The organism is Streptomyces mutabilis (genome assembly GCF_014649815.1).
GTDB lineage: Bacteria > Actinomycetota > Actinomycetes > Streptomycetales > Streptomycetaceae > Streptomyces > Streptomyces mutabilis.
Window position 1 is genome coordinate 1 of record NZ_BMTT01000026.1, and the last position, 20,513, is coordinate 20,513.

Consider the following 20,513-nt stretch of genomic DNA (forward strand, 5'->3'; position numbering starts at 1 on the left):
CAACATCCTCGCGTCTCCAGAACCTTGACAACCCGCCCCAACCCCCAAACTTCACGGCCTTGGTGCTAGCCCCGCACCCCGCACAGGTGCAGCAGCCCCGCGATCCCTCGGTACGGGTCGGTCCGGCCGGCCCGTTCCTCGGCGGCGAGCATGGTCTCCAGGTCGTCCGGCGGTGCGGTGCCGTCGGACGCCGTGTCCGTGAAGACGCGGACTCCGTACCAGGTGTGCAGCGGGGCGCCGATGCCCGCGAGCTTCGCCGTCAGCGTCGCCAGGCGGTCCGCACGGACGTGCAGACCGAGGCGGTCGGTGTACTCGGTGTTGTCGAAGGCGGCCAGCGCGCCCGCCCAGTCGCCGTACAGACCGGGGCGCAGCGCGAGCGAGTCGCCGTTGCGCACCAGGAGCGACAGCAGCCCGCCCGGGGCGAGCATCCGGGCCAGTCCCGCGAGCAGCGGGTCGGGCTCCTCGACGTACATGAGCACGCCGTGGCACAGCACCACGTCGAAGCTGCCCGGCAGGAAGTGCACGCCGGTGTCCCGGCCGTCGCTCTCCAGGATCCGCATCCGCTCGCGGATGCCTTCGGGCTGCCCGGCCAGCGCGTCCCGCGCCGCGGCGATCATCGTCGCGTCCCGCTCCACGCCGGTCACCTGGTGCCCGGCCCGTGCCAGCCGCAGCGCCTGGGTGCCCCGTCCCATGCCGACGTCGAGGACCCGCAGCCGCTTGCCCACCGGGAAGCGGCCGACCATCTGCTCGTCGAGCTGCCGGGCCACCAGCTCCTGCCGTACGACGTCCCGCAGACCGCCCGGCTCGGCCGGCCGGGTTTCCGCCGCGTCACCGGCGAACGGCGTCGTGCTCAGGGCCGCTCCCCGCGCTTGACCTGGGGCTTGGGCAGCCGGAGCCGGCGCATCTGGAGCGAGCGCATCAGCGCGTAGGCCACCGCGCCGCGCCTGCGGTCGTCGGGGAAGCGCTCGGCGAGGCGCTTCTTCAGCCGGAAGCCGGTGACGACCGAGTCCAGCACGATCAGCACGATCACGACCAGCCACAGCAGCAGCGCGACGTTCTGCAGCGAGGCCACCCGGATCATGCTCAGCACGAGGATGATCACGGCCATCGGCAGGAAGTACTCCGCGATGTTGAACCGCGAGTCGATGAAGTCGCGCGCGTACTTGCGGACCGGGCCCTTGTCGCGGGCCGGCAGGTACCGTTCGTCCCCGCTGGCCAGCGCCTCGCGCTGCTTGGCCAGCGCGGTACGCCGCTCCTCGCGCTGGCGCTTGGCGGCCTCCTTGCGCGTCATCGGCGTACTGGCGACGCTGCGGCGCTGGGACTGGGCCACGCTGCGCTTGGGCGTCGGCCTGCCCTTCGGGGCCTGCGGGTCACGGGGCTGCTTGGAGTCGGTCACCTGCGCGCTGACGGCGCCCTGGGCCTTCTCATCCTTGGCACGGCTACGGAACACAAAACCCAAGGGTACGGGGTGTGGGGGTGTGGACCCCAGTCCGGTGGGGAACGATCCGGCAACGCCGGTCGTCCGTAAGGGGACAGAGGGGACGTTGCGTACCTCGGACACCGGGCTATTCCGGACAACCCCGGGGAGCACCTACTCCCTACGCCGGACCTGGAAGGAACGCAGTCGTCCTCGGGGATGAGCGCATCCGTCCCCGAACAGTGCGGTAATGGATGCAGGGCCCGTACTGTGGGTTCTGTTGCAGTCGCTGGAGCTGGAGTCCGTCAGAAGGGGGCGCGCGAAGCCCATGAGCGGTGTCATGAAGCGTATGGGGATGATCTTCCGCGCGAAGGCCAGCAAGGCCCTGGACCGGGCCGAGGACCCGCGCGAGACCCTCGATTACTCGTACCAGAAACAGCTGGAGCTGCTGCAGAAGGTGCGCCGCGGCGTCGCCGACGTGGCGACCAGCCGCAAGCGACTGGAGCTCCAGCTCAACCAGCTCCAGTCCCAGTCGTCGAAGCTGGAGGACCAGGGCCGCAAGGCGCTCGCGCTGGGCCGCGAGGACCTTGCCCGCGAGGCGCTGGCCCGCCGCGCGGCGCTCCAGCAGCAGGTGACCGACCTGGAGACGCAGCACGCCACCCTCCAGGGCGAGGAGGAGAAGCTCACCCTTGCGGCCCAGCGGCTCCAGGCCAAGGTGGACGCCTTCCGCACCAAGAAGGAGACCATCAAGGCCACCTACACCGCCGCCCAGGCGCAGACCCGCATCGGCGAGGCGTTCTCCGGCATCTCCGAGGAGATGGGCGACGTGGGCCTGGCCATCCAGCGCGCCGAGGACAAGACCGCCCAGCTCCAGGCCCGGGCCGGCGCCATCGACGAACTGCTCGCCTCCGGTGCCCTGGACGACCAGTCCGGCATGCACAAGGACGACATCCAGGCCGAGCTTGACCGGCTCTCCGGTGGTACGGATGTAGAGCTGGAACTGCAGCGGATGAAGGCCGAGCTGGCCGGCGGCGGCACCGGTGACCGCCAGGCCATCGAGGGCGGCCAGGATCAGCAGCAGTCCCGGCAGCAGCCGCAGGACACCCCGCGCTTCGACAAGCAGTAGGGCCACGCCTAGGAGGGCGACATGATCGTACGGATCATGGGGGAGGGACAGCTGACGCTGGCCGACGGCCGTCTCACCGAGCTGAACAAGCTGGACGACGAGCTCCAGGCCGAGATGGAGAACGGCGACGGCCCCGGTTTCCGGGCGACCCTCCAGGCCCTGCTGGCCAAGGTCCGCGAACTGGGCGAGCCCCTGCCGGACGACAGCCTGGAGCCGTCCGACCTCATCCTCCCGTCCCCGGACGCGACCCTGGAGGAAGTACAGGAGCTGCTGAGCGACGACGGCCTGATCCCGGACGGCGCCTGAAGCGGTGTCCGGGGGACGCCGTTCGATACCTCCGGCCCGTCCGGCGTTCGAGGACGACGCCGTCCAGGCCGAAGCGGGGGCCTGGGGGGCGCAGCCCGCGGCCGACGCCCACCGAGTGCGGTCCCACCCATGAGCGACGCCCACTCCAGCTACCTTAGAAACCCGTGAGCACTCTCGCCCGCGCCCGCTGCACCCTCGGCGCCCACCCCTCCGCCCTGGACGCGGCCCTCGCCGCGGCCGTCCTGGTGTGCATGGTCTGCGGCTCCTTCGTGGATCCGCACGGGCCCGAAGGCGTGAGCTGGGGCCTGCGCACGCCCGACGCGCTCGGTCTCGCCCTCATGGCCTTCGGCGCCGCCGCGCTCGTCTTCCGCCGCCGCGCCCCGCTGGTGGTCCTCGCGGTCACCGGCTGCGTCTCCGTCGTCGAGAGCGTCACCGGCGACCCCCGTGCGCCCGTCGTCATGTCCGCCGTGGTCGCCCTCTTCACGGTCGCCGCCTCCACCGACCGCCCCACCACCTGGCGGGTCGGCCTGCTCACCACGACCGTCCTGACCGGGGCGGCCATGCTGGCCGGACCGCTGCCCTGGTACGCGCAGGAGAACCTCGCCGTCTTCGCCTGGGCCGGCATCGGTGCCACCGCCGGGGACGCGGTCCGCAGCCGGCGCGCCTTCGTGCAGGCCATCCGCGACCGGGCCGAGAAGGCCGAGCGCACCCGGGAGGAGGAGGCCCGCCGCCGGGTCGCCGAGGAGCGGCTGCGCATCGCCCGCGACCTGCACGACGTGGTCGCCCACCACATCGCCCTGGTCAACGTCCAGGCCGGGGTCGCCGCGCACGTCATGGACAAGCGGCCCGACCAGGCCAAGGAGGCCCTGGCCCACGTACGGACGGCCAGCCGCTCCGCACTCGACGAGCTCCGCGCCACCGTGGGCCTGCTGCGCCAGTCCGGCGACCCGGAGGCTCCGACGGAGCCCGCCCCCGGCCTGGACCGGCTCGACGAGCTCGTCGCCACCTTCCACCACGCCGGACTGCACGTCGAGGTGGCCCGCGCCGACCAGGGCGCCGAGCTGCCCACCGCCGTCGACCTGGCGGCGTACCGCATCATCCAGGAGGCGCTGACCAACGTGCAGAAGCACGCGGGGACGCGGGCGAAGGCCGAGGTCAGCGTCGTGCGGGTGGGGCCGGACATCGAGGTCACCGTGCTCGACGACGGAGCCGGCGGCAGTGCCGCCGAGACCTCCGCGCCGGCCGGCGGCGGGCACGGCCTGCTCGGCATGCGCGAGCGGGTCGCCGCGGTGCGCGGCACCCTGACCACCGGTCCCCGCTACGGAGGCGGTTTCCGCGTCCATGCGATCCTTCCGGTCAGGAACCGCACCGATGCAGCAAGGGACCCCGCATGACGATCCGTGTCCTGCTCGCCGACGACCAGGCACTGCTGCGCAGCGCCTTCCGTGTGCTGGTCGACTCCGAGCCCGACATGGAGGTGGTGGGGGAGGCGTCCGACGGCGCGGAGGCGGCCCGGCTGGCCGCCGAGCGGCGGGCCGACGTGGTGCTGATGGACATCCGGATGCCCGGCACCGACGGCCTCGCCGCCACCCGCATGATCAGCGCCGACCCGTCCCTCGCCCACGTCCGGGTGGTCATACTGACCACCTTCGAGGTCGACGACTACGTGGTGCAGTCGCTGCGCGCGGGCGCCTCCGGCTTCCTCGGCAAGGGCTCCGAACCCGAGGAACTGCTCAGCGCCATCCGGGTCGCGGCCGGCGGCGAGGCGCTGCTGTCCCCGACCGCCACCAAGGGGCTGATCGCCCGCTTCCTCGCCCAGGAGGGCACGGCGGACGCCGCGGAACGCGACCCGGCCCGCGCCGAGCGGCTGGAGTCGCTGACCGTGCGCGAGCGCCAGGTGCTGGTCCAGGTCGCCGGGGGCCACTCCAACGACGAGATCGCCGAGCGGCTGGAGGTCAGCCCGCTCACCGTGAAGACGCACGTGAACCGGGCGATGGCCAAGCTGGGCGCCCGCGACCGCGCCCAGCTCGTCGTCATCGCCTACGAGTCCGGGCTGGTACGTCCAAGGGTGGAGTGACGTCCGTCCCGGTGTACTGCGGCCGGAGTATGCGCCGCATAAGGAAATGGACCTGGGACCTAGGGAACCGGGGTCACTGATGGACCAGGGTGTTGGGGTGGGCGTACAGATGTGCCCCGTCCCCCTCCGCTCGGCCACAGAAGAGAGACCCTGTCCATGTCCTGGCTGTCGAGATTCAGCCTCGCGCAACGGGCCCTGATAGGCCTGATGTCGATCGTCGCGCTCGTCTTCGGCGCGATCGCCATCCCCCAGCTCAAGCAGCAGCTGCTGCCCACCATCGAACTGCCCATGGTGTCCGTGCTGGCGCCGTACCAGGGCGCCTCGCCGGACGTGGTCGAGAAGCAGGTCGTCGAGCCGATCGAGGACAGCCTCGAAGCGGTCGACGGGATCTCGGGCATCACCGCGACGGCCAGTGAGGGCAGCGCCGTCATCATGGCGTCCTTCGACTACGGCAACGGCACCCAGCAGCTCGTCGCCGACGTCCAGCAGGCCGTCAACCGGGCCCGCGCCCAGCTCCCGGACGACGTGGACCCGCAGGTCGTCTCCGGCTCGACGGACGACATCCCGACCGTCGTCCTCGCCGTCACCTCGGACAAGGACCAGCAGGCCCTGGCCGACCAGCTCGACAAGACGGTCGTGACCGAGCTGAAGGACATCGACGGCGTCGCCCAGGTGATGGTCGACGGCGTCCGTGACGTCCAGGTCACCGTCACGCCGGACCCGGCGAAGCTCGCCCGGGCCGGCGTCACCCCGCAGGCCCTCGCCCAGTCTCTCCAGGCCGGCGGCGCGACCGTCCCGGCGGGCTCCTTCGACGAGGCGGGCGCCAACCGCACCGTGCAGGTCGGCGGTGGCTTCACCTCGCTGCGGCAGATCCAGGACCTCATGGTCACCGGCGAGGGCGTGAGGAAGCCCGTCCGCCTCGCCGACGTCGCCACCGTCAAGGAGGAGGAGGCCAGGGCCGACTCCCTCACCCGCACCAACGGCGAGCCGAGCCTGGCCGTCGCCGTCACGATGGACCACGACGGCAGCGCGGTCGCCATCTCGAACGCCGTCGAGGACAAGCTCCCCGACCTGCGCGAGCAGCTCGGCTCCGGCGCGACGCTCACCGTCGTCAGCGACCAGGGCCCGGCGGTCTCCAAGGCCATCGAGGGCCTGACCACCGAGGGCGCGCTCGGTCTGGTCTTCGCCGTCCTCGTCATCCTGGTCTTCCTGGCGTCCATCCGCTCCACCCTGGTCACCGCGGTCTCCATCCCGCTGTCGGTGGTGCTGGCGCTGATCGTGCTGTGGACGCGCGACCTGTCGCTGAACATGCTGACGCTGGGCGCGCTCACCATCGCCATCGGCCGGGTCGTCGACGACTCGATCGTGGTCCTGGAGAACATCAAGCGGCACCTCGGCTACGGCGAGGAGCGCCAGGAGGCCATCCTCAAGGCCGTCCGCGAAGTCGCCGGCGCGGTCACCTCCTCCACGCTCACGACGGTGGCCGTCTTCCTGCCGATCGGTCTGGTCGGCGGCATGGTCGGCGAGCTGTTCGGCTCCTTCAGCCTGACCGTGACCGCCGCGCTGCTGGCCTCCCTGCTGGTGTCGCTGACGGTCGTCCCGGTGCTGTCGTACTGGTTCCTGCGCCCGCCGAAGGGCACCCCCGAGGACGCGGCCGAGGCTCGCCGGCTGGCCGAGGAGAGGGAGGCCAAGAGCCGCCTCCAGCGCTTCTACGTCCCCGTCCTGCGCTTCGCCACCCGTCGCCGCCTCACCAGCGTGGCCATCGCGGTCGTCGTGCTGATCGGCACGTTCGCCATGGCGCCGCTGCTGAAGACCAACTTCTTCGACCAGGGCGAGCAGAAGGTCCTCAGCATCAAGCAGGAGCTGAAGCCCGGCACCAGCCTGAGCGCGACGAACGCCCAGGCCGAGAAGGTGGAGAAGCTGCTCGGCGACACCGAGGGCGTCAAGGACTTCCAGGTCACCATCGGCTCGTCCGGCTTCATGGCCGCCTTCGGCGGCGGCACGGACACCAACCAGGCCTCCTACCAGCTCATGCTGGAGGACTCGGCCGACGCCGAGGACGTCCAGGACCACATCGAGGACGGGCTCGCGAAGCTCGACGGCATCGGCACCACCACGGTCGCCGCCGGTGACGGCTTCGCCAGCCAGGACCTGAGCGTCGTCGTGAAGGCGGCCGACGCGAACGTGCTCCGCGAGGCCTCCGAGGAGGTCCGCAAGACGGTCGCCGGGCTCGACGACGTCACTGACGTCACCAGCGACCTGGCGCAGAGCGTGCCGCGCATCTCGGTCAAGGCCAACGCGAAGGCCGCCGGGGCCGGCTTCACCGACCAGACGCTCGGCGCGGCCGTCGCCCAGGCGGTGCGCGGCACCCCGGCCGCCAAGGCGACCCTGGACGACACCGAGCGCGACGTCGTCATCCGCTCCGCTCAGCCGGCCACGACGATGGCCGAGCTGAAGGCCCTGAACCTGGGTCCGGTCAAGCTGGGTGACATCGCCACGGTGCAGCTGGTGGACGGCCCGGTCTCGATGACCCGCATCGACGGGCAGCGCGCCGCGACCGTCACGGCCAAGCCGACCGGTGACAACACCGGCGCGGTGGGCACGGAACTCCAGTCGAAGATCAACGCGCTGGACCTGCCGGCCGGCGCCACGGCCGAGATCGGCGGCGTCACCGCCGACCAGGACGAGGCGTTCGTCAACCTGGGCCTGGCCATGCTCGCGGCTATCGCGATCGTGTTCATGCTGCTGGTCGGCACCTTCCGGTCGCTGGCCCAGCCGCTGATCCTGCTGGTGTCGATCCCGTTCGCGGCGACCGGCGCGATCGGCCTGCTGCTGGCGACGGGCACCCCGATGGGCGTTCCGGCGATGATCGGCATGCTGATGCTGATCGGCATCGTGGTCACCAACGCGATCGTGCTCATCGACCTGATCAACCAGTACCGCAAGCAGGGTCACGGCGTCGTCGAAGCGGTGATCGAGGGCGGCCGGCACCGACTGCGGCCGATCCTGATGACGGCCCTGGCGACGATCTTCGCCCTGCTCCCGATGGCGCTGGGCGTCACCGGTGAGGGCGGCTTCATCGCCCAGCCGCTGGCGGTGGTGGTGATCGGCGGCCTGATCACCTCGACCCTGCTGACGCTGCTTCTCGTCCCGACGCTGTACGCGATGCTGGAGCTGCGCAAGGAACGGCGCGCGAAGAAGCGGGCCGCGAAGAAGGGCGGCCTGCCCGAGCAGCAGAAGCCTTCGCAGGAGCCGGAGCCGGCCCAGGTCTGACACCCGCCGGTACGGCGGAGGGGCGCTCCCGAGAGTCATCACGGGGGCGCCCCTCCGCGTTCGCGCCGTGCCCGAGTCCGGGAGCCGGCCCGGTGGTGAGTGGCCGCGTTGTCAGTGCGGTGGGCTTCACTGGCGGCCATGGAGCTCACACAATCGGCCATCAGCGACCTGCTGACCCGGCTCGGCCCGGGGTCCAGGCACCTCTGCCTGCCCGGCGACCTCGACCCGCAGGACCTGGTCGACCTGCTCGGTGACCGGTTCGGTGCCCCGCGCACCCTCGTCCTCGACGGCTTCACCGATCCGACCGTCGAGGAGTCCGGCGGCGCCGCACTCCTGGTCCCCTTCGGGGGCCGGGCCGTGACGATACGGGCGTGGGCGTACGGCGATCAGTGGGTCGGCGCGGGCACGGCGCGGGACACCGAGGGGGTCGAGCGGCCGGTGCTGGTGGTCGCTCACAGGAAGGTGCCGGAACCTTCGGCCCTCGCTCCGGGCGAGGATGTCGACTGGTTGGAGCGGCTGCGGCGGATCACCGGCTGGACCGGGCCCGCGCGGCAGTCGGACGCGGACTGGGCGGAGATCGAGTCCCGTCTGGGCACCGCGCTGCCGAGTGACTACAAGCGCATGGTCGAGACATTCGGCGACGGTGCCTTCGACGGGTATCTGGGGCTTTTCCAGGAGCCGTGGGCGGACCGCGGAGAGGGGGGGCCGCTCGTCTGGGCGGGTACCGAGCACGAGGACCTGTACTGCTGGAGGGCCGACGGCGACGACCCCGACCGCTGGCCCGTCCTGGTCCGGTCCTTCGACGGTGACGACCTCGTGTTCGACTGCCGCACCGCGGAGTTCGTCTGCCGCATCCTCGTCGACCCCCACCACCCGTACACGATGGCCCGCTATTTCGACACCCACTGGTTCATGAGCTACGGGACAGGCGACTGACCGGATCCCCTCAGTGCTCGCACAGGGAGAACTCCCGCTCGTAGACCTGCTCGTTGTGCTCGTCGACGAAGAACTTGCGCTCGCGCATCAGCTCTTCGCGGTAGCCCTCGGCCTGTTCGAGCGTCATGGTCGAGGTGTCGGCCCAGGGCTGCTGCGGCGGTACGTCGGAGGTGGACACGATCCGCTCCGACGGATCGACCAGGAAGAACGCGAGGATCTTGCGGTGGCCCGGGCGGGTGGGGTCCGCCAGGCGGAATCCGCCGACCCGGTGCTGCAGGACGTTCGGGAACGCCAGGCAGCGGCCCGCCGGGGTCGACGCCGACCCCAGCACCTGGTTCAGCGCGTCCTCGTTCTCCAGTCCGTAGACCTCACGCATGCCGTTGTCGTCGTTCTGCGCGTAGGACGGGTCGTCGAGCGCAGTCCGGAAGCTCAGGCGGCTCTCGGTGATGTTCTCGCTGTCCCAGTAGTAGATGCCGGTCGAGACGATCCGCTCGTTCAGCATGCCCTCGACGTGCCAGGAACCGCCGGAGTACTCGGGCTTGTCCGGGGTGAGGTGGATGGTGGCGAGCTTGACGATGACCTGGAGCCGGCGGCCGCGCAGGTCGACGCGCGCCGTTTCGCCGGGCTTCTCGGGCGGGGTGAAGACCGGGGCGTCCGGGACGGCCGGGCGGCGGTTCTCCCACCAGTCGTCGCTGGCCTCTTCCCAGGCCTGCATGGCCTCTTCGTAGGCCTCTTCGTCGCTGAAGGAGGACTCGTCGGGTTCCTGCGGCTCCTGCGACTCGTCGTACCAGCCGAAGGGGTCGGCCTCGATCCGCAGGGGACGTGGATGGCGCAGGTCGGTGAGTACGTTCTCCAGCAGCGGGCGCATGCGCGCGAACAGGTCCGGCAGGACCGACGCCAGTTCGCGATGATCTTCGGGGTGGACGTTGTTGACGTACGAACGGAAGGTGACGTCGCCGTCGTCACTGACGTCCACGTCCGTGGGCAGCCACTGGAACCTCTCCGAGAACTCGTACTTCGAGTAGCGGTCCACCGGGTTGTGCCAAGCCCGTTCGGGCGCGCCGCTGGCCTCCCGCACCAGGCAGAACAAGGAAGGGTGGACCAGGTCCAGTACCTGGCCGTCGGACCCGGGGTGCCAGTCCCGCTCCTCCTCGGGGACCTCCTCCAGGACCCGGACCGCCTCACGCAGCCGGGACCGGAGCTCGTCGTCGATCAGTGTGTCCGACTGCCACACCCCGTCGACGGCGGACACCTCGACGCCGGTCCGCGCGTCCCGCAGCGCGGCGTAGTGCGAGAGTTCGGCGAGCACGTAGCGGACCTGCGCCTCGGTGAGGCCCTGGGCGACCGCTTCCCGCGACCATCTGGCCACGATGTCGGGGTCGTTCATCTTGTCGGCCCACCCCGGCTTCGACCGGATGTGGGCGCTGCACCGGGTCATCTCGAGTTCCCGCAGCGTCCGGGGTTTCACGGACGGTATGGAACGGGTCGAGTTGAAGGGCAGCGGGAAGGCAAACAGGCCGGTCAATGCTCTGGATCCTCACAGTCGGTGTGCGGGCGGCGGGAAGCCTACGGCAGCGGACTGACACCGCGTGGGCTTCCCGCCGCCCGGACCGACCCGAGCGGGTTACGGCAGCGCCAGCATCCGCTCCAGGGCCAGCTTCGCGAACGCCTCCGTCTCCTTGTCGACCTCGATGCGGTTGACGAGGGTGCCCTCCGCCAGCGACTCCAGCGCCCAGACCAGGTGCGGGAGGTCGATGCGGTTCATGGTCGAGCAGAAGCAGACCGTCTTGTCGAGGAAGACGACCTCCTTGTCCTCGGCGGCGAAACGGTTCGCCAGGCGCCGGACCAGGTTCAGCTCGGTGCCGATGGCCCACTTGGAACCGGCCGGGGCGGCCTCCAGGGTCCTGATGATGTACTCGGTCGAGCCGACGTAGTCCGCCGCGGCCACCACCTCGTGCTTGCACTCGGGGTGCACCAGGACGTTCACGCCCGGTATGCGCTCACGCACGTCGTTGACCGAATCGAGGCCGAAGCGGCCGTGCACCGAGCAGTGCCCCCGCCACAGGATCATCTTCGCCCCGCGCAGCTCCTCGGCCGTCAGCCCGCCGTTCGGCCGGTGCGGGTTGTAGACGACGCAGTCCTCCAGCGACATGCCCATGTCCCGCACCGCCGTGTTGCGGCCCAGGTGCTGGTCGGGCAGGAAGAGGACCTTCTCGCCCTGCTCGAAGGCCCAGTTCAGGGCCCGCTCGGCGTTGGACGAGGTGCAGATGGTGCCGCCGTGCTTGCCGGTGAACGCCTTGATGTCGGCGGAGGAGTTCATGTACGAGACGGGCACTACCTGCTCGGCGATGCCGGCCTCGGTCAGCACGTCCCAGCACTCGGCGACCTGCTCGGCGGTCGCCATGTCCGCCATCGAGCAGCCGGCGGCCAGGTCGGGCAGGACCACCTTCTGGTCGTCGGAGGTCAGGATGTCGGCCGACTCCGCCATGAAGTGCACACCGCAGAAGACGATGTACTCGGCCTCCGGGCGCGCGGCCGCGTCCCGGGCCAGCTTGAAGGAGTCCCCCGTGACGTCGGCGAACTGGATGACCTCGTCGCGCTGGTAGTGGTGACCGAGCACGAAGACCTTGTCCCCGAGCTTCTCCTTGGCCGCGCGGGCGCGCGCGACCAGGTCCGGGTCGGAGGGCGAGGGCAGGTCGCCGGGGCAGTCCACGCCGCGCTCGCTCGTCGGGTCGGCCTCGCGGCCGAGCAGCAGCAGGGCGAGGGGCGTCGGCTGCACGTCGAGCTCCTGGGTTTGGGCGGTGGTCACGACACGCACCCTTTCTACTTTTCGTCGAACTGACGCTATATATCATAACTGGTTCACGTCACTTTGACGATGCCCATAGTGTCGGTGTGACGTGAATCCCGGTCCCCGAGCCACTGTCCGCTCCCCGGGGCGTGTGCGAGCATGAAGGGACGAGCCGAGGAGAAAGACACGGCCCCGGCCCGGAATGAATACGCGGCCCCGTCGGTTGGAACCGTCGGCAAGCAGTCTCCGTACAACCCGGGAGAGATGTAGATGTCCGTATCGGACGAGACCACCACCGTCACCGACGGCATCATCCTGACCGACGCCGCCGCGGCCAAGGTCAAGGCCCTGCTCGACCAGGAAGGCCGTGACGACCTGGCGCTGCGCGTCGCCGTCCAGCCCGGTGGCTGCTCCGGCCTGCGCTACCAGCTCTTCTTCGACGAGCGCTCGCTCGACGGCGACGTGGTGAAGGACTTCGACGGCGTCAAGGTCACCACCGACCGCATGAGCGCCCCGTACCTGGGCGGCGCCACCATCGACTTCGTGGACACGATCGAGAAGCAGGGCTTCACGATCGACAACCCGAACGCGACGGGCTCCTGCGCCTGCGGCGACTCCTTCAGCTGAGCCGCGCGGCGCCGGCGGACGGCGTACGAAGAGGGCGGCGGCCCGGGACACCCCGCCGCCCTTTCTCGCGTCCGCGAGGTCACCGGCCCCCGGTCGGCCCCGGGAGCCGCGCGCCCGGCTTGTGCGCCGGAATCTCCTCGCCGTCCGACCCCACGACCTTCCGGTCGCCCAGCGGCTGGTCGAGCGGCACCGTCCGCTCGTGCTCCTTCGCGATCAGGATGCAGACCTTCTCCGGGTGCGGGGTCTCGGTCACCGTGACCGTCACCTTCCCCGCGCTCTCCTTCGCCGTCGCCGCGTAGTCGGCGCAGACCCCGCCCGTGAAGTGCACGGTCAGCTCCCCGCCCGCGGCCGTGTAGCCCCGCACCTCCACGTCCCGCTGCTCGCCGGGGGCCGAGGTCGGCTCCCGGGACGGTTCGGGCGCCGCGGTGGTCAGGTACTTCGGGTCGACCGCCGGGTAGGTGACCGTGACGGCGCCCTCCGCACCCGGCGTCCGCACCTCGAACAGCCAGGACGGCACCAGCGTCTGCCGCCCCTGGACCGGGTGCGCGGCCAGCCCGAACACCGCCTCCTCGACCGTCACCGTCTGCTTCTCAGGCTTCTTCGGCGCGTCCGTCGGCAGCTCGCAGGGCGTGTCCGCGCCGCCCCGGTGCGGTACCGGGCTCGCGCAGCCCCCGATCCCGGCGCCGGGGGCGCTGCCCGGCGAGTTCAACAGCGCCAGCGTCTCCTCGGCACCCAGGACGGGATACGTGTCCCCCTTGACCGGGGCCTTCACCTGCCCGCTGCCGCCGACCACGTCACCCTGCGCGCCGACCACCACACCGGTCGTCCAGCCGTACGTGGGCAGCCCGCCGACCTCGGGTTCGGCGTTCACGGCGCGCCGGGCGCCCATGACCTGTCCGGCATCCAGTTTGGCGTCGTCCTGTCCCAGCGCCTTCAGCACGGGCGCCGCCGCCTTCTTCGCGGCCGCTTCGCTCACCGGATCGCCCGTCCCGTCGGCGGACGGAGCCTTGCACGCGGCGACCTTCTTGCAGTCGTCCGTGCCGGGCGTGTACCGGTGGAAGGTCCAGGTGCCCGGTGCCTGCTTGTCCACCGTGAGCAGCGGGCCGGAGCCGTCCTTGGCGTTTCCGGCCTTCCACGCCCCGCCCTGGATCCGCGGCACCCCCTCGACGCCGAGCGCCTTCGCCAGGCGGGCCACCTCCTCCTCGGTGACCTCGCCCTTCGCCCGGTACACGGGCCCCGAGCCGGGCCCCTCGGGGAGCGGGCCGTCGGCGCGGTAGGTGACGCCGTAGGGGTTCGGTTCGCCGGGCGCGATGCCGTGCGTACCGTCCTGGCCGCCCGGGGAAGCGGCCCCGTGACCGTCCAGGGCGAGCGGCGGGGGAGTGCCGTCGCCGGACGCGCCGGACGACGTACCGCCGCCGTCCTGGCCGCCACCGGAGGCGGACGTGGCCAGATACGCCCCGCCGGTCCCGACCAACAGCACGGCGGCGGCGACGGACGCGACGGCGAGCGCCGGGGGGCGCCGCCGCGCAGGACGCCCGGTACCGGCCTCGTCGGCGGCGGTGGCGTCGTCGTTGTCGGGTCGCTCGGTGTTCACCGCATCGCTCCTTCGGCTGTTACTGGGGACAGCGATGGGACGCGGTGGAGGAGGATCCGGTTCCCGCCGGTGGCCGGGCGCCGGGAGGGTCCGGGAGCCGTCGGCTGCGGCCCTCAGTCGCCGTAGTCCGACATCGCCTCCAGCAGCCTTGCCGATGTCTGCGGCACCCGCACGCCGTGGAGCAGCGAGACGGGGACGGGACGGGCGGAGACCTCGACCGGAGCCTCCCAGCGCGGGGCCATCCGGGCGCAGTCACCACGCAGCGACGCCAGATCGCCGTCCAGGTCGGCCGGGGCGGGGTCGGCGGTCCTCAGGTTCGTCATGACAGGACCGTAGGCACGTCCCGGACCGCGAAGAAAGTCGTACTACCGGGTAGTTTCGCCTGCTTCGGTCAGGCGACGGTCCCGGGTAGCGTGAACTGTCAACCCGCCTCCCCTCAGGAGAGAGTCCACGCCGTGCGCATCGCAGTCACCGGCTCCATCGCCACCGACCACCTCATGACCTTCCCCGGCCGATTCTCCGACCAGCTCGTCGCGGACCAGTTGCACACGGTCTCGCTCTCCTTCCTGGTCGACCAGCTCGAGGTGCGCCGGGGCGGCGTCGCCGCGAACATCGCCTTCGGCATGGGTCAGCTGGGCACCCGCCCGATCCTGGTCGGCGCCGCCGGCTCGGACTTCGACGAGTACCGGGCCTGGCTTGACCGGCACGGCGTCGACACCGGGTCGGTGCGCATCTCCGAGACCCTGCACACCGCCCGCTTCGTCTGCACCACGGACGCCGACCACAACCAGATCGGCTCCTTCTACACGGGCGCGATGAGCGAGGCCCGCCTCATCGAGCTCAAGACCGTCGCCGACCGGGTGGGCGGCCTCGACCTGGTCTCCATCGGCGCCGACGACCCGGAGGCGATGCTCCGGCACACCGAGGAGTGCCGCACGCGGTCCATCCCCTTCGCCGCGGACTTCTCCCAGCAGATCGCCCGGATGAACGGCGACGAGATCCGCATACTGCTGGACGGGGCGACCTACCTCTTCTCCAACGAGTACGAGAAGGGGCTCATCGAGACCAAGACCGGCTGGACGGACCAGGAGATCCTCGGCCGCGTCGGCCATCGCGTCACCACCCTCGGCGCGCGGGGCGTGCGCATCGAGCGGGTCGGCGAGGCGACCATCGAGGTCGGCGTCCCCGACGAGGAGCGCAAGGCCGACCCCACGGGCGTCGGCGACGCCTTCCGCGCCGGGTTCCTGTCCGGACTGGCGTGGGGGGTTTCGCTGGAGCGGGCGGCGCAGGTGGGCTGCATGCTGGCGACCCTCGTCATCGAGACGGTGGGGACGCAGGAGTACCAGCTGCGGCGCGGGCACTTCATGGAGCGGTTCACCAAGGCGTACGGCGACGAGGCGGCCGAGGAGGTCCGGGCGCACCTGGCCTGATCCGGCCCGGCGGGCGGGGGCTGGTCGCGCCCACGCGGCGGAGCCGCACATCGACGACCAGCCCCGCGCCCCGAGTGGTCAGCTCACCCGGCGGACCGAGTAGGCCGTTCCCCTTTCCGTCGGCTCCTCGCCCACGTACTCCTGCCCCCGCATCTCGCACCACGCCGGGATGTCCAGGCGGGCCGCCTCGTCGTCGGAGAGGACGCGGACCGTGCCGCCGACGGGGACGTCGCCGATGACCTTGGCGAGTTCGATCACCGGAACGGGACAGCGCCTGCCGACCGCGTCCACCACGAGGTCGCCTCCGGTCTTCGGGGCGGCCTCCGTCGCCCCCGGCACGCCCAGCTTCTCCCGCACCGCGGCCACCGTGCCCGGCAGCACCTCCAGGAACCGTTCGACGTCCTCGGCCGGCGTCCCCGGCGGCAACGACACCCGGACGTTGCCCTCGCTGAGCACGCCCATCGCCCTCAGGACATGGCTCGGCGTCAAGGTGCCGCTCGTGCAGGAAGACCCGGAGGAGACCGAGAAACCGGCACGGTCCAGTTCGTGCAGCAATGTCTCCCCGTCGACATAGAGACACGAGAAGGTGACGACGCCGGGCAGCCGGCGCACCGGATCGCCGACCACCTCCACGTCCGGTACCAGGGCCGGCACCCGGGTCCGGATCCGCTCCGTGAGTTGCCGCAGCCGCACCGCCTCCCCGGCCGCCTCGGCGCGCACGGCCCGCAGCGACGCCGCCGCGGCCACGATCGCCGGGAGGTTCTCGAAACCGGGCGCCCGGCCCGACTCCCGCTCGTCCCCGGGCCCCTGCGGCGCGAACCGCACCCCCTTGCGTACGACGAGCAGCCCGACCCCCGACGGCCCGCCCCACTTGTGGGCGCTGGCGGTGAGCAGCGACCAGTCACCCGTCACCTTGCCCCACCCCAGGGACTGGGCGGCGTCCACCAGCAGCGGCACGCCCGCCGCCCGGCAGGCCTCGGCCACCTCGGCCACCGGCTGCTCGGTGCCCACCTCGTGGTTGGCCGACTGGAGGCAGGCCAGCGCGGTGTCGCCGCGCAGGGCGTCCGCGTAGGCCTCCGGGTCCACCGCCCCCGTCCGGTCCACGGGCACCTGAGTGACCGTGCCGCCCCCGGCCTCGTGCGCCTCGGCGGCGTGCAGTGCGGAGGAGTGTTCGACCGCTGACACGATCAGGTGGGACCCGGCCCGGCGCCGCCCGGCCAGCGCCCCGGCGACCCCCGAATGGACCGCCCGCGTTCCCGAAGGAGTGAACACCAACTCGTCCGCCCGGCAGCCCACGGCCTCCGCGGCCGCCTCCCGGGCGGCATCGAGCAGCATCCGCGCCCGCCGCCCTTCCCGGTACAGCCGCGCGGGATCGGCCCACCCTTCGTCGAGGGAGGCCTGAAGGGCCTGCCGGGCGACGGGATGAAGAGGAACGGCGGAAGCAGCATCGAAGTAGGCCACACGCCAACGCTATGACGTCCGCCAGGGAAGTGCCCTCAAGGGGCGCGGGGCTGTGCTCGACATGCGGCTCCGCCGCGTGGGCGCGAGCACCCGCAATAAACCGTCAGCCGCTGAACAACCCCAGCTCGCACCCCCCGTAGGAGCCCCGTCCCACCCTTTCAGGGTGCCCCCCGGCGCGTATGCCACCCTCCCCGCGACCCCCCGGAGAGCGTCGGCTAGGGTTTGGTCCGCATAAACATCAAACCCCTGCCCGACGCAGGGCGGCGACCGACCAGCGAGAAGGCCGCAGCCGAACAGCGCGGGCGAGACTCTCGGGAAGGCGCTACGTGAGTCCCAACGGCTCCGACCGCTCGCCGCGGCGCCCGATGCGGCGGAAGCTGCTGCAGGCACTGACCGCGGGCCTGGTCCTGGCGACCGCCACCGGTTGCACATACGAGGACTTCCCCCGCCTCGGCATGCCCACCCCAACCACGGAAGAGGCTCCGCGGATCCTCTCCCTGTGGCAGGGATCGTGGGCTGCCGCGCTGGCCACCGGCGTGCTGGTGTGGGGCCTGATCCTGTGGAGTTGCTTCTTCCACCGGCGCACCCGCACCAAGGTCGAGGTTCCTCCGCAGAACAGGTACAACCTGCCCATCGAGGCGCTGTACACCATCGTTCCGCTCGTCATCGTCTCGGTGCTGTTCTACTTCACCGCCCGCGACGAGTCCGAGCTCATGAGCCTGAAGAAGAAGCCCGACGTCACGGTCAACGTGGTCGGCTTCCAGTGGAGCTGGTGCTTCAACTACGTCGAGAACGTCGAGGGCTCCTCCGGCGACGCCAAGACCTCCAAGGAACTGGCCGCCGTTCCGGACCGCTACAAGGACGACTTCCCGGCGAACGCCGGCGGCGTCAACGACTGCGGCGTCCCCGGCACGAGGAATCCGCAGAACGGCAACCCGGGCCCGACCCTCTGGCTCCCCAAGGGCAAGACGGTCCGCTTCGTCCTGACCTCGCGTGACGTCATCCACTCCTTCTGGGTGGTGCCGTTCCTCATGAAGCAGGACGTCATCCCGGGCCACACCAACGCCTTCGAGGTGACCCCCAACAAGGAGGGCACCTTCATGGGCAAGTGCGCCGAACTGTGCGGCGTGGACCACTCCCGGATGCTGTTCAACGTGAAGGTCGTCTCCCCGGAGCGCTACGAGCAGCACCTTCAGGACCTCGCTAAGAAGGGGCAGACCGGTTACGTTCCCGCCGGCATCGCGCAGACGAGCCACGAGAAGAACCGGGAGACGAACAACCTGTGAGCATCCTCAACGAACCCCAGGGTGCCGCGGCAGGGTCCCACTACGAGGACGAACTGCCGGTCCGGCGCCAGAGGCGTGGCGAGATCGTGGTGAAGTGGCTGACGACCACCGACCACAAGACGATCGGCACGCTGTACCTGGTGACGTCGTTCGCGTTCTTCGTGATCGGCGGCGTGATGGCGCTCTTCATGCGCGCCGAGCTGGCCCGCCCGGGCCTGCAGATCATGTCGAACGAGCAGTTCAACCAGGCGTTCACGATGCACGGCACGATCATGCTGCTGATGTTCGCGACGCCGCTCTTCGCGGGCTTCGCGAACTGGATCATGCCGCTGCAGATCGGCGCGCCGGACGTCGCCTTCCCGCGGCTGAACATGTTCGCCTACTGGCTGTACCTGTTCGGCTCGCTCATCGCGGTGGGCGGGTTCCTGACCCCGCAGGGCGCGGCCGACTTCGGCTGGTTCGCCTACTCGCCGCTGTCCGACGCGGTGCACTCGCCGGGCATCGGCGGTGACCTGTGGATCATGGGTCTGGCCTTCTCCGGCTTCGGCACGATCCTCGGCTCGGTCAACTTCATCACCACGATCATCTGCATGCGCGCGCCGGGCATGACCATGTTCCGCATGCCGATCTTCACCTGGAACGTGCTGCTGACCGGTGTGCTGGTCCTGCTTGCCTTCCCGGTCCTGGCCGCGGCCCTGTTCGCGCTGGAGGCGGACCGCAAGTTCGGCGCGCACATCTTCGACTCGGCCAACGGTGGAGCACTGCTGTGGCAGCACCTCTTCTGGTTCTTCGGACACCCAGAGGTGTACATCATCGCGCTGCCGTTCTTCGGCATCGTCAGTGAGATCATCCCGGTCTTCTCCCGGAAGCCGATCTTCGGCTACATGGGCCTGATCGCCGCGACGATCGCCATCGCCGGTCTGTCGGTGACCGTGTGGGCGCACCACATGTACGTCACGGGCGGCGTGCTGTTGCCGTTCTTCTCCTTCATGACCTTCCTGATCGCGGTCCCGACCGGTGTGAAGTTCTTCAACTGGATCGGCACCATGTGGAAGGGCAGTCTGTCCTTCGAGACACCGATGCTGTGGTCGACCGGCTTCCTGATCACCTTCCTCTTCGGTGGTCTGACCGGTGTCATCCTGGCCTCGCCGCCGCTGGACTTCCACGTCTCGGACTCGTACTTCGTGGTGGCGCACTTCCACTACGTGGTGTTCGGCACCGTGGTGTTCGCGATGTTCGCGGGCTTCCACTTCTGGTGGCCGAAGTTCACCGGCAAGCTGCTGGACGAGCGCCTCGGCAAGATCACCTTCTGGACGCTGTTCATCGGCTTCCACGGCACCTTCCTGGTCCAGCACTGGCTGGGCGCCGAGGGCATGCCGCGCCGGTACGCCGACTACCTGGCGGCCGACGGCTTCACCGCGCTGAACACGATCTCCACGATCAGCTCGTTCCTGCTCGGCATGTCCCTGCTGCCGTTCTTCTACAACATCTGGAAGACGGCCAAGTACGGCAAGCCGGTGAACGTGGACGACCCCTGGGGCTACGGCCGTTCGCTGGAGTGGGCGACCTCCTGCCCGCCGCCGCGGCACAACTTCCTCACGCTGCCGCGCATCCGCAGTGAATCCCCCGCCTTCGACCTGCACCACCCGGAGGTCTCGGCGATCGACCAGCTCGAGAACGTCGGTCACGGCGAGAAGACCCTCGCCGGTGGCAAGGAGGCCGGCAAGTGAAGATCCAGGGCAAGCTCTTCATCTGGCTGAGCGTCTTCATCCTGGCCGTCGCGATCGTCTACGGCTACTGGTCGAAGGAGCCGGCCGGCACCACGGCCCTCTTCCTGGCCTTCGGCCTGGCCATCATGATCGGCTTCTACCTGGCCTTCACGGCCAGGCGGGTCGACGTCGGTGCGCAGGACAACAAGGAAGCGGACGTCGCGGACGACGCCGGCGAGATCGGGTTCTTCAGCCCGCACAGCTGGCAGCCGCTGGCGCTCGGCATCGGCGGAGCGCTCGCCTTCATGAGCATCGCGATCGGCTGGTGGCTGATGTACTTCTCGGCCCCGGTCATCCTGATCGGTCTGTTCGGCTGGGTCTTCGAGTACTACCGCGGGGAGAACCGCACCCAGTAGCACGCGCCGTGCGCCGAGGGGCCCGGACACTCCGTCAGGAGCGTCCGGGTCCCTTCGTCTGCCG

The 20,513-nt window shown here is 70.6% G+C and carries 18 protein-coding genes; 11 read left to right on the forward strand and 7 right to left on the reverse strand.

The window, feature by feature from the left end; translation table 11 throughout:
* Window positions 1–65 precede the first annotated feature (65 nt).
* The gene (locus IE142_RS31285) at window positions 66–767 is read right to left on the reverse strand and encodes a class I SAM-dependent methyltransferase (RefSeq protein WP_191888860.1); all 702 of its coding nucleotides are present in this window, start codon (window positions 765–767) and stop codon (window positions 66–68) included.
* Window positions 768–850: 83 nt separating this feature from the next.
* Complete coding sequence (locus IE142_RS31290) at window positions 851–1,489, reverse strand: DUF3043 domain-containing protein (RefSeq protein WP_191888898.1); 639 nt, start codon at window positions 1,487–1,489, stop codon at window positions 851–853.
* Between the two features lie 268 nt (window positions 1,490–1,757).
* Here IE142_RS31290 and IE142_RS31295 point away from each other — a divergent pair, with 268 nt between their 5' ends.
* The 6 genes from IE142_RS31295 to IE142_RS31320 all read left to right on the forward strand — a co-directional run bounded on the left by IE142_RS31295 (window position 1,758) and on the right by IE142_RS31320 (window position 9,135).
* The gene (locus tag IE142_RS31295; RefSeq protein WP_268252993.1) at window positions 1,758–2,543 is read left to right on the forward strand and encodes a PspA/IM30 family protein; all 786 of its coding nucleotides are present in this window, start codon (window positions 1,758–1,760) and stop codon (window positions 2,541–2,543) included.
* A 21-nt stretch (window positions 2,544–2,564) separates the two neighbouring features.
* The gene (gene pspAA / locus IE142_RS31300; RefSeq protein ID WP_100044220.1) at window positions 2,565–2,849 is read left to right on the forward strand and encodes a PspA-associated protein PspAA; all 285 of its coding nucleotides are present in this window, start codon (window positions 2,565–2,567) and stop codon (window positions 2,847–2,849) included.
* 164 nt (window positions 2,850–3,013) lie between these two features.
* Window positions 3,014–4,243, forward strand: coding sequence for a sensor histidine kinase (locus IE142_RS31305; protein WP_191888861.1), 1,230 nt, complete (start codon window positions 3,014–3,016; stop codon window positions 4,241–4,243).
* Entirely contained in the window at window positions 4,240–4,926 is a 687-nt protein-coding gene (locus tag IE142_RS31310; protein ID WP_191888862.1) for a response regulator, read from the forward strand. Before IE142_RS31305 ends, IE142_RS31310 begins: the two co-directional genes overlap by 4 nt.
* A 156-nt stretch (window positions 4,927–5,082) precedes the next feature.
* Complete coding sequence (locus tag IE142_RS31315; protein WP_191888863.1) at window positions 5,083–8,199, forward strand: efflux RND transporter permease subunit; 3,117 nt, start codon at window positions 5,083–5,085, stop codon at window positions 8,197–8,199.
* A gap of 138 nt (window positions 8,200–8,337) precedes the next feature.
* Entirely contained in the window at window positions 8,338–9,135 is a 798-nt protein-coding gene (locus tag IE142_RS31320; RefSeq protein ID WP_191888864.1) for an SMI1/KNR4 family protein, read from the forward strand.
* A gap of 10 nt (window positions 9,136–9,145) precedes the next feature.
* Here IE142_RS31320 and IE142_RS31325 read toward each other — a convergent pair whose 3' ends face one another.
* Both IE142_RS31325 and nadA read right to left on the reverse strand, forming a co-directional pair.
* Entirely contained in the window at window positions 9,146–10,660 is a 1,515-nt protein-coding gene (locus IE142_RS31325; RefSeq protein ID WP_191888865.1) for a DUF4246 domain-containing protein, read from the reverse strand.
* Between the two features lie 99 nt (window positions 10,661–10,759).
* Window positions 10,760–11,944, reverse strand: coding sequence for a quinolinate synthase NadA (gene nadA / locus IE142_RS31330; RefSeq protein WP_191888866.1), 1,185 nt, complete (start codon window positions 11,942–11,944; stop codon window positions 10,760–10,762).
* A gap of 252 nt (window positions 11,945–12,196) precedes the next feature.
* On the opposite strand from nadA, the gene IE142_RS31335 reads away from it, so the two are divergent.
* Entirely contained in the window at window positions 12,197–12,553 is a 357-nt protein-coding gene (locus IE142_RS31335; protein WP_043373791.1) for an iron-sulfur cluster assembly accessory protein, read from the forward strand.
* A 79-nt stretch (window positions 12,554–12,632) separates the two neighbouring features.
* On the opposite strand, the gene IE142_RS31340 is transcribed toward IE142_RS31335, so the two are convergent.
* A complete protein-coding gene (locus IE142_RS31340; protein ID WP_191888867.1) occupies window positions 12,633–14,147 on the reverse strand; it encodes a hypothetical protein in 1,515 nt (504 codons plus the stop codon).
* A gap of 113 nt (window positions 14,148–14,260) precedes the next feature.
* Window positions 14,261–14,470 carry a hypothetical protein gene (locus tag IE142_RS31345; protein WP_191888868.1) on the reverse strand — a complete coding sequence of 70 codons (210 nt, stop codon included), beginning with the start codon at window positions 14,468–14,470 and terminating at the stop codon, window positions 14,261–14,263.
* Between the two features lie 132 nt (window positions 14,471–14,602).
* Between IE142_RS31345 and IE142_RS31350 the strand changes: the two genes are divergently transcribed.
* A complete protein-coding gene (locus IE142_RS31350) occupies window positions 14,603–15,577 on the forward strand; it encodes a carbohydrate kinase family protein (protein ID WP_043373796.1) in 975 nt (324 codons plus the stop codon).
* A gap of 78 nt (window positions 15,578–15,655) precedes the next feature.
* Here IE142_RS31350 and IE142_RS31355 read toward each other — a convergent pair whose 3' ends face one another.
* Window positions 15,656–17,038, reverse strand: coding sequence for a cysteine desulfurase/sulfurtransferase TusA family protein (locus tag IE142_RS31355; RefSeq protein WP_191888869.1), 1,383 nt, complete (start codon window positions 17,036–17,038; stop codon window positions 15,656–15,658).
* 326 nt (window positions 17,039–17,364) lie between these two features.
* On the opposite strand from IE142_RS31355, the gene ctaC reads away from it, so the two are divergent.
* Genes ctaC through IE142_RS31370 form a run of 3 tightly spaced genes read left to right on the forward strand, consistent with a single transcriptional unit; the run spans window position 17,365 to window position 20,449 of the window.
* Window positions 17,365–18,324, forward strand: coding sequence for an aa3-type cytochrome oxidase subunit II (ctaC, locus tag IE142_RS31360; RefSeq protein ID WP_043373802.1), 960 nt, complete (start codon window positions 17,365–17,367; stop codon window positions 18,322–18,324).
* Window positions 18,321–20,054, forward strand: coding sequence for an aa3-type cytochrome oxidase subunit I (gene ctaD / locus IE142_RS31365; protein WP_043373804.1), 1,734 nt, complete (start codon window positions 18,321–18,323; stop codon window positions 20,052–20,054). The genes ctaC and ctaD overlap by 4 nt, the downstream gene beginning before the upstream one ends.
* Entirely contained in the window at window positions 20,051–20,449 is a 399-nt protein-coding gene (locus IE142_RS31370; RefSeq protein ID WP_191888870.1) for a cytochrome c oxidase subunit 4, read from the forward strand. Before ctaD ends, IE142_RS31370 begins: the two co-directional genes overlap by 4 nt.
* The last annotated feature ends 64 nt before the right edge of the window (window positions 20,450–20,513 follow it).

Coding starts and splice junctions, on each gene's coding strand:
- pspAA (WP_100044220.1), top strand. CDS start 2,565: ATGATCGTACGGATCATGGGGGAGGGACAGCTGACGCTGGCCGACGGC.
- IE142_RS31345 (WP_191888868.1), bottom strand. CDS start 14,470: ATGACGAACCTGAGGACCGCCGACCCCGCCCCGGCCGACCTGGACGGC.
- IE142_RS31310 (WP_191888862.1), top strand. CDS start 4,240: ATGACGATCCGTGTCCTGCTCGCCGACGACCAGGCACTGCTGCGCAGC.
- IE142_RS31335 (WP_043373791.1), top strand. CDS start 12,197: ATGTCCGTATCGGACGAGACCACCACCGTCACCGACGGCATCATCCTG.
- IE142_RS31295 (WP_268252993.1), top strand. CDS start 1,758: ATGAAGCGTATGGGGATGATCTTCCGCGCGAAGGCCAGCAAGGCCCTG.
- IE142_RS31315 (WP_191888863.1), top strand. CDS start 5,083: ATGTCCTGGCTGTCGAGATTCAGCCTCGCGCAACGGGCCCTGATAGGC.
- IE142_RS31320 (WP_191888864.1), top strand. CDS start 8,338: ATGGAGCTCACACAATCGGCCATCAGCGACCTGCTGACCCGGCTCGGC.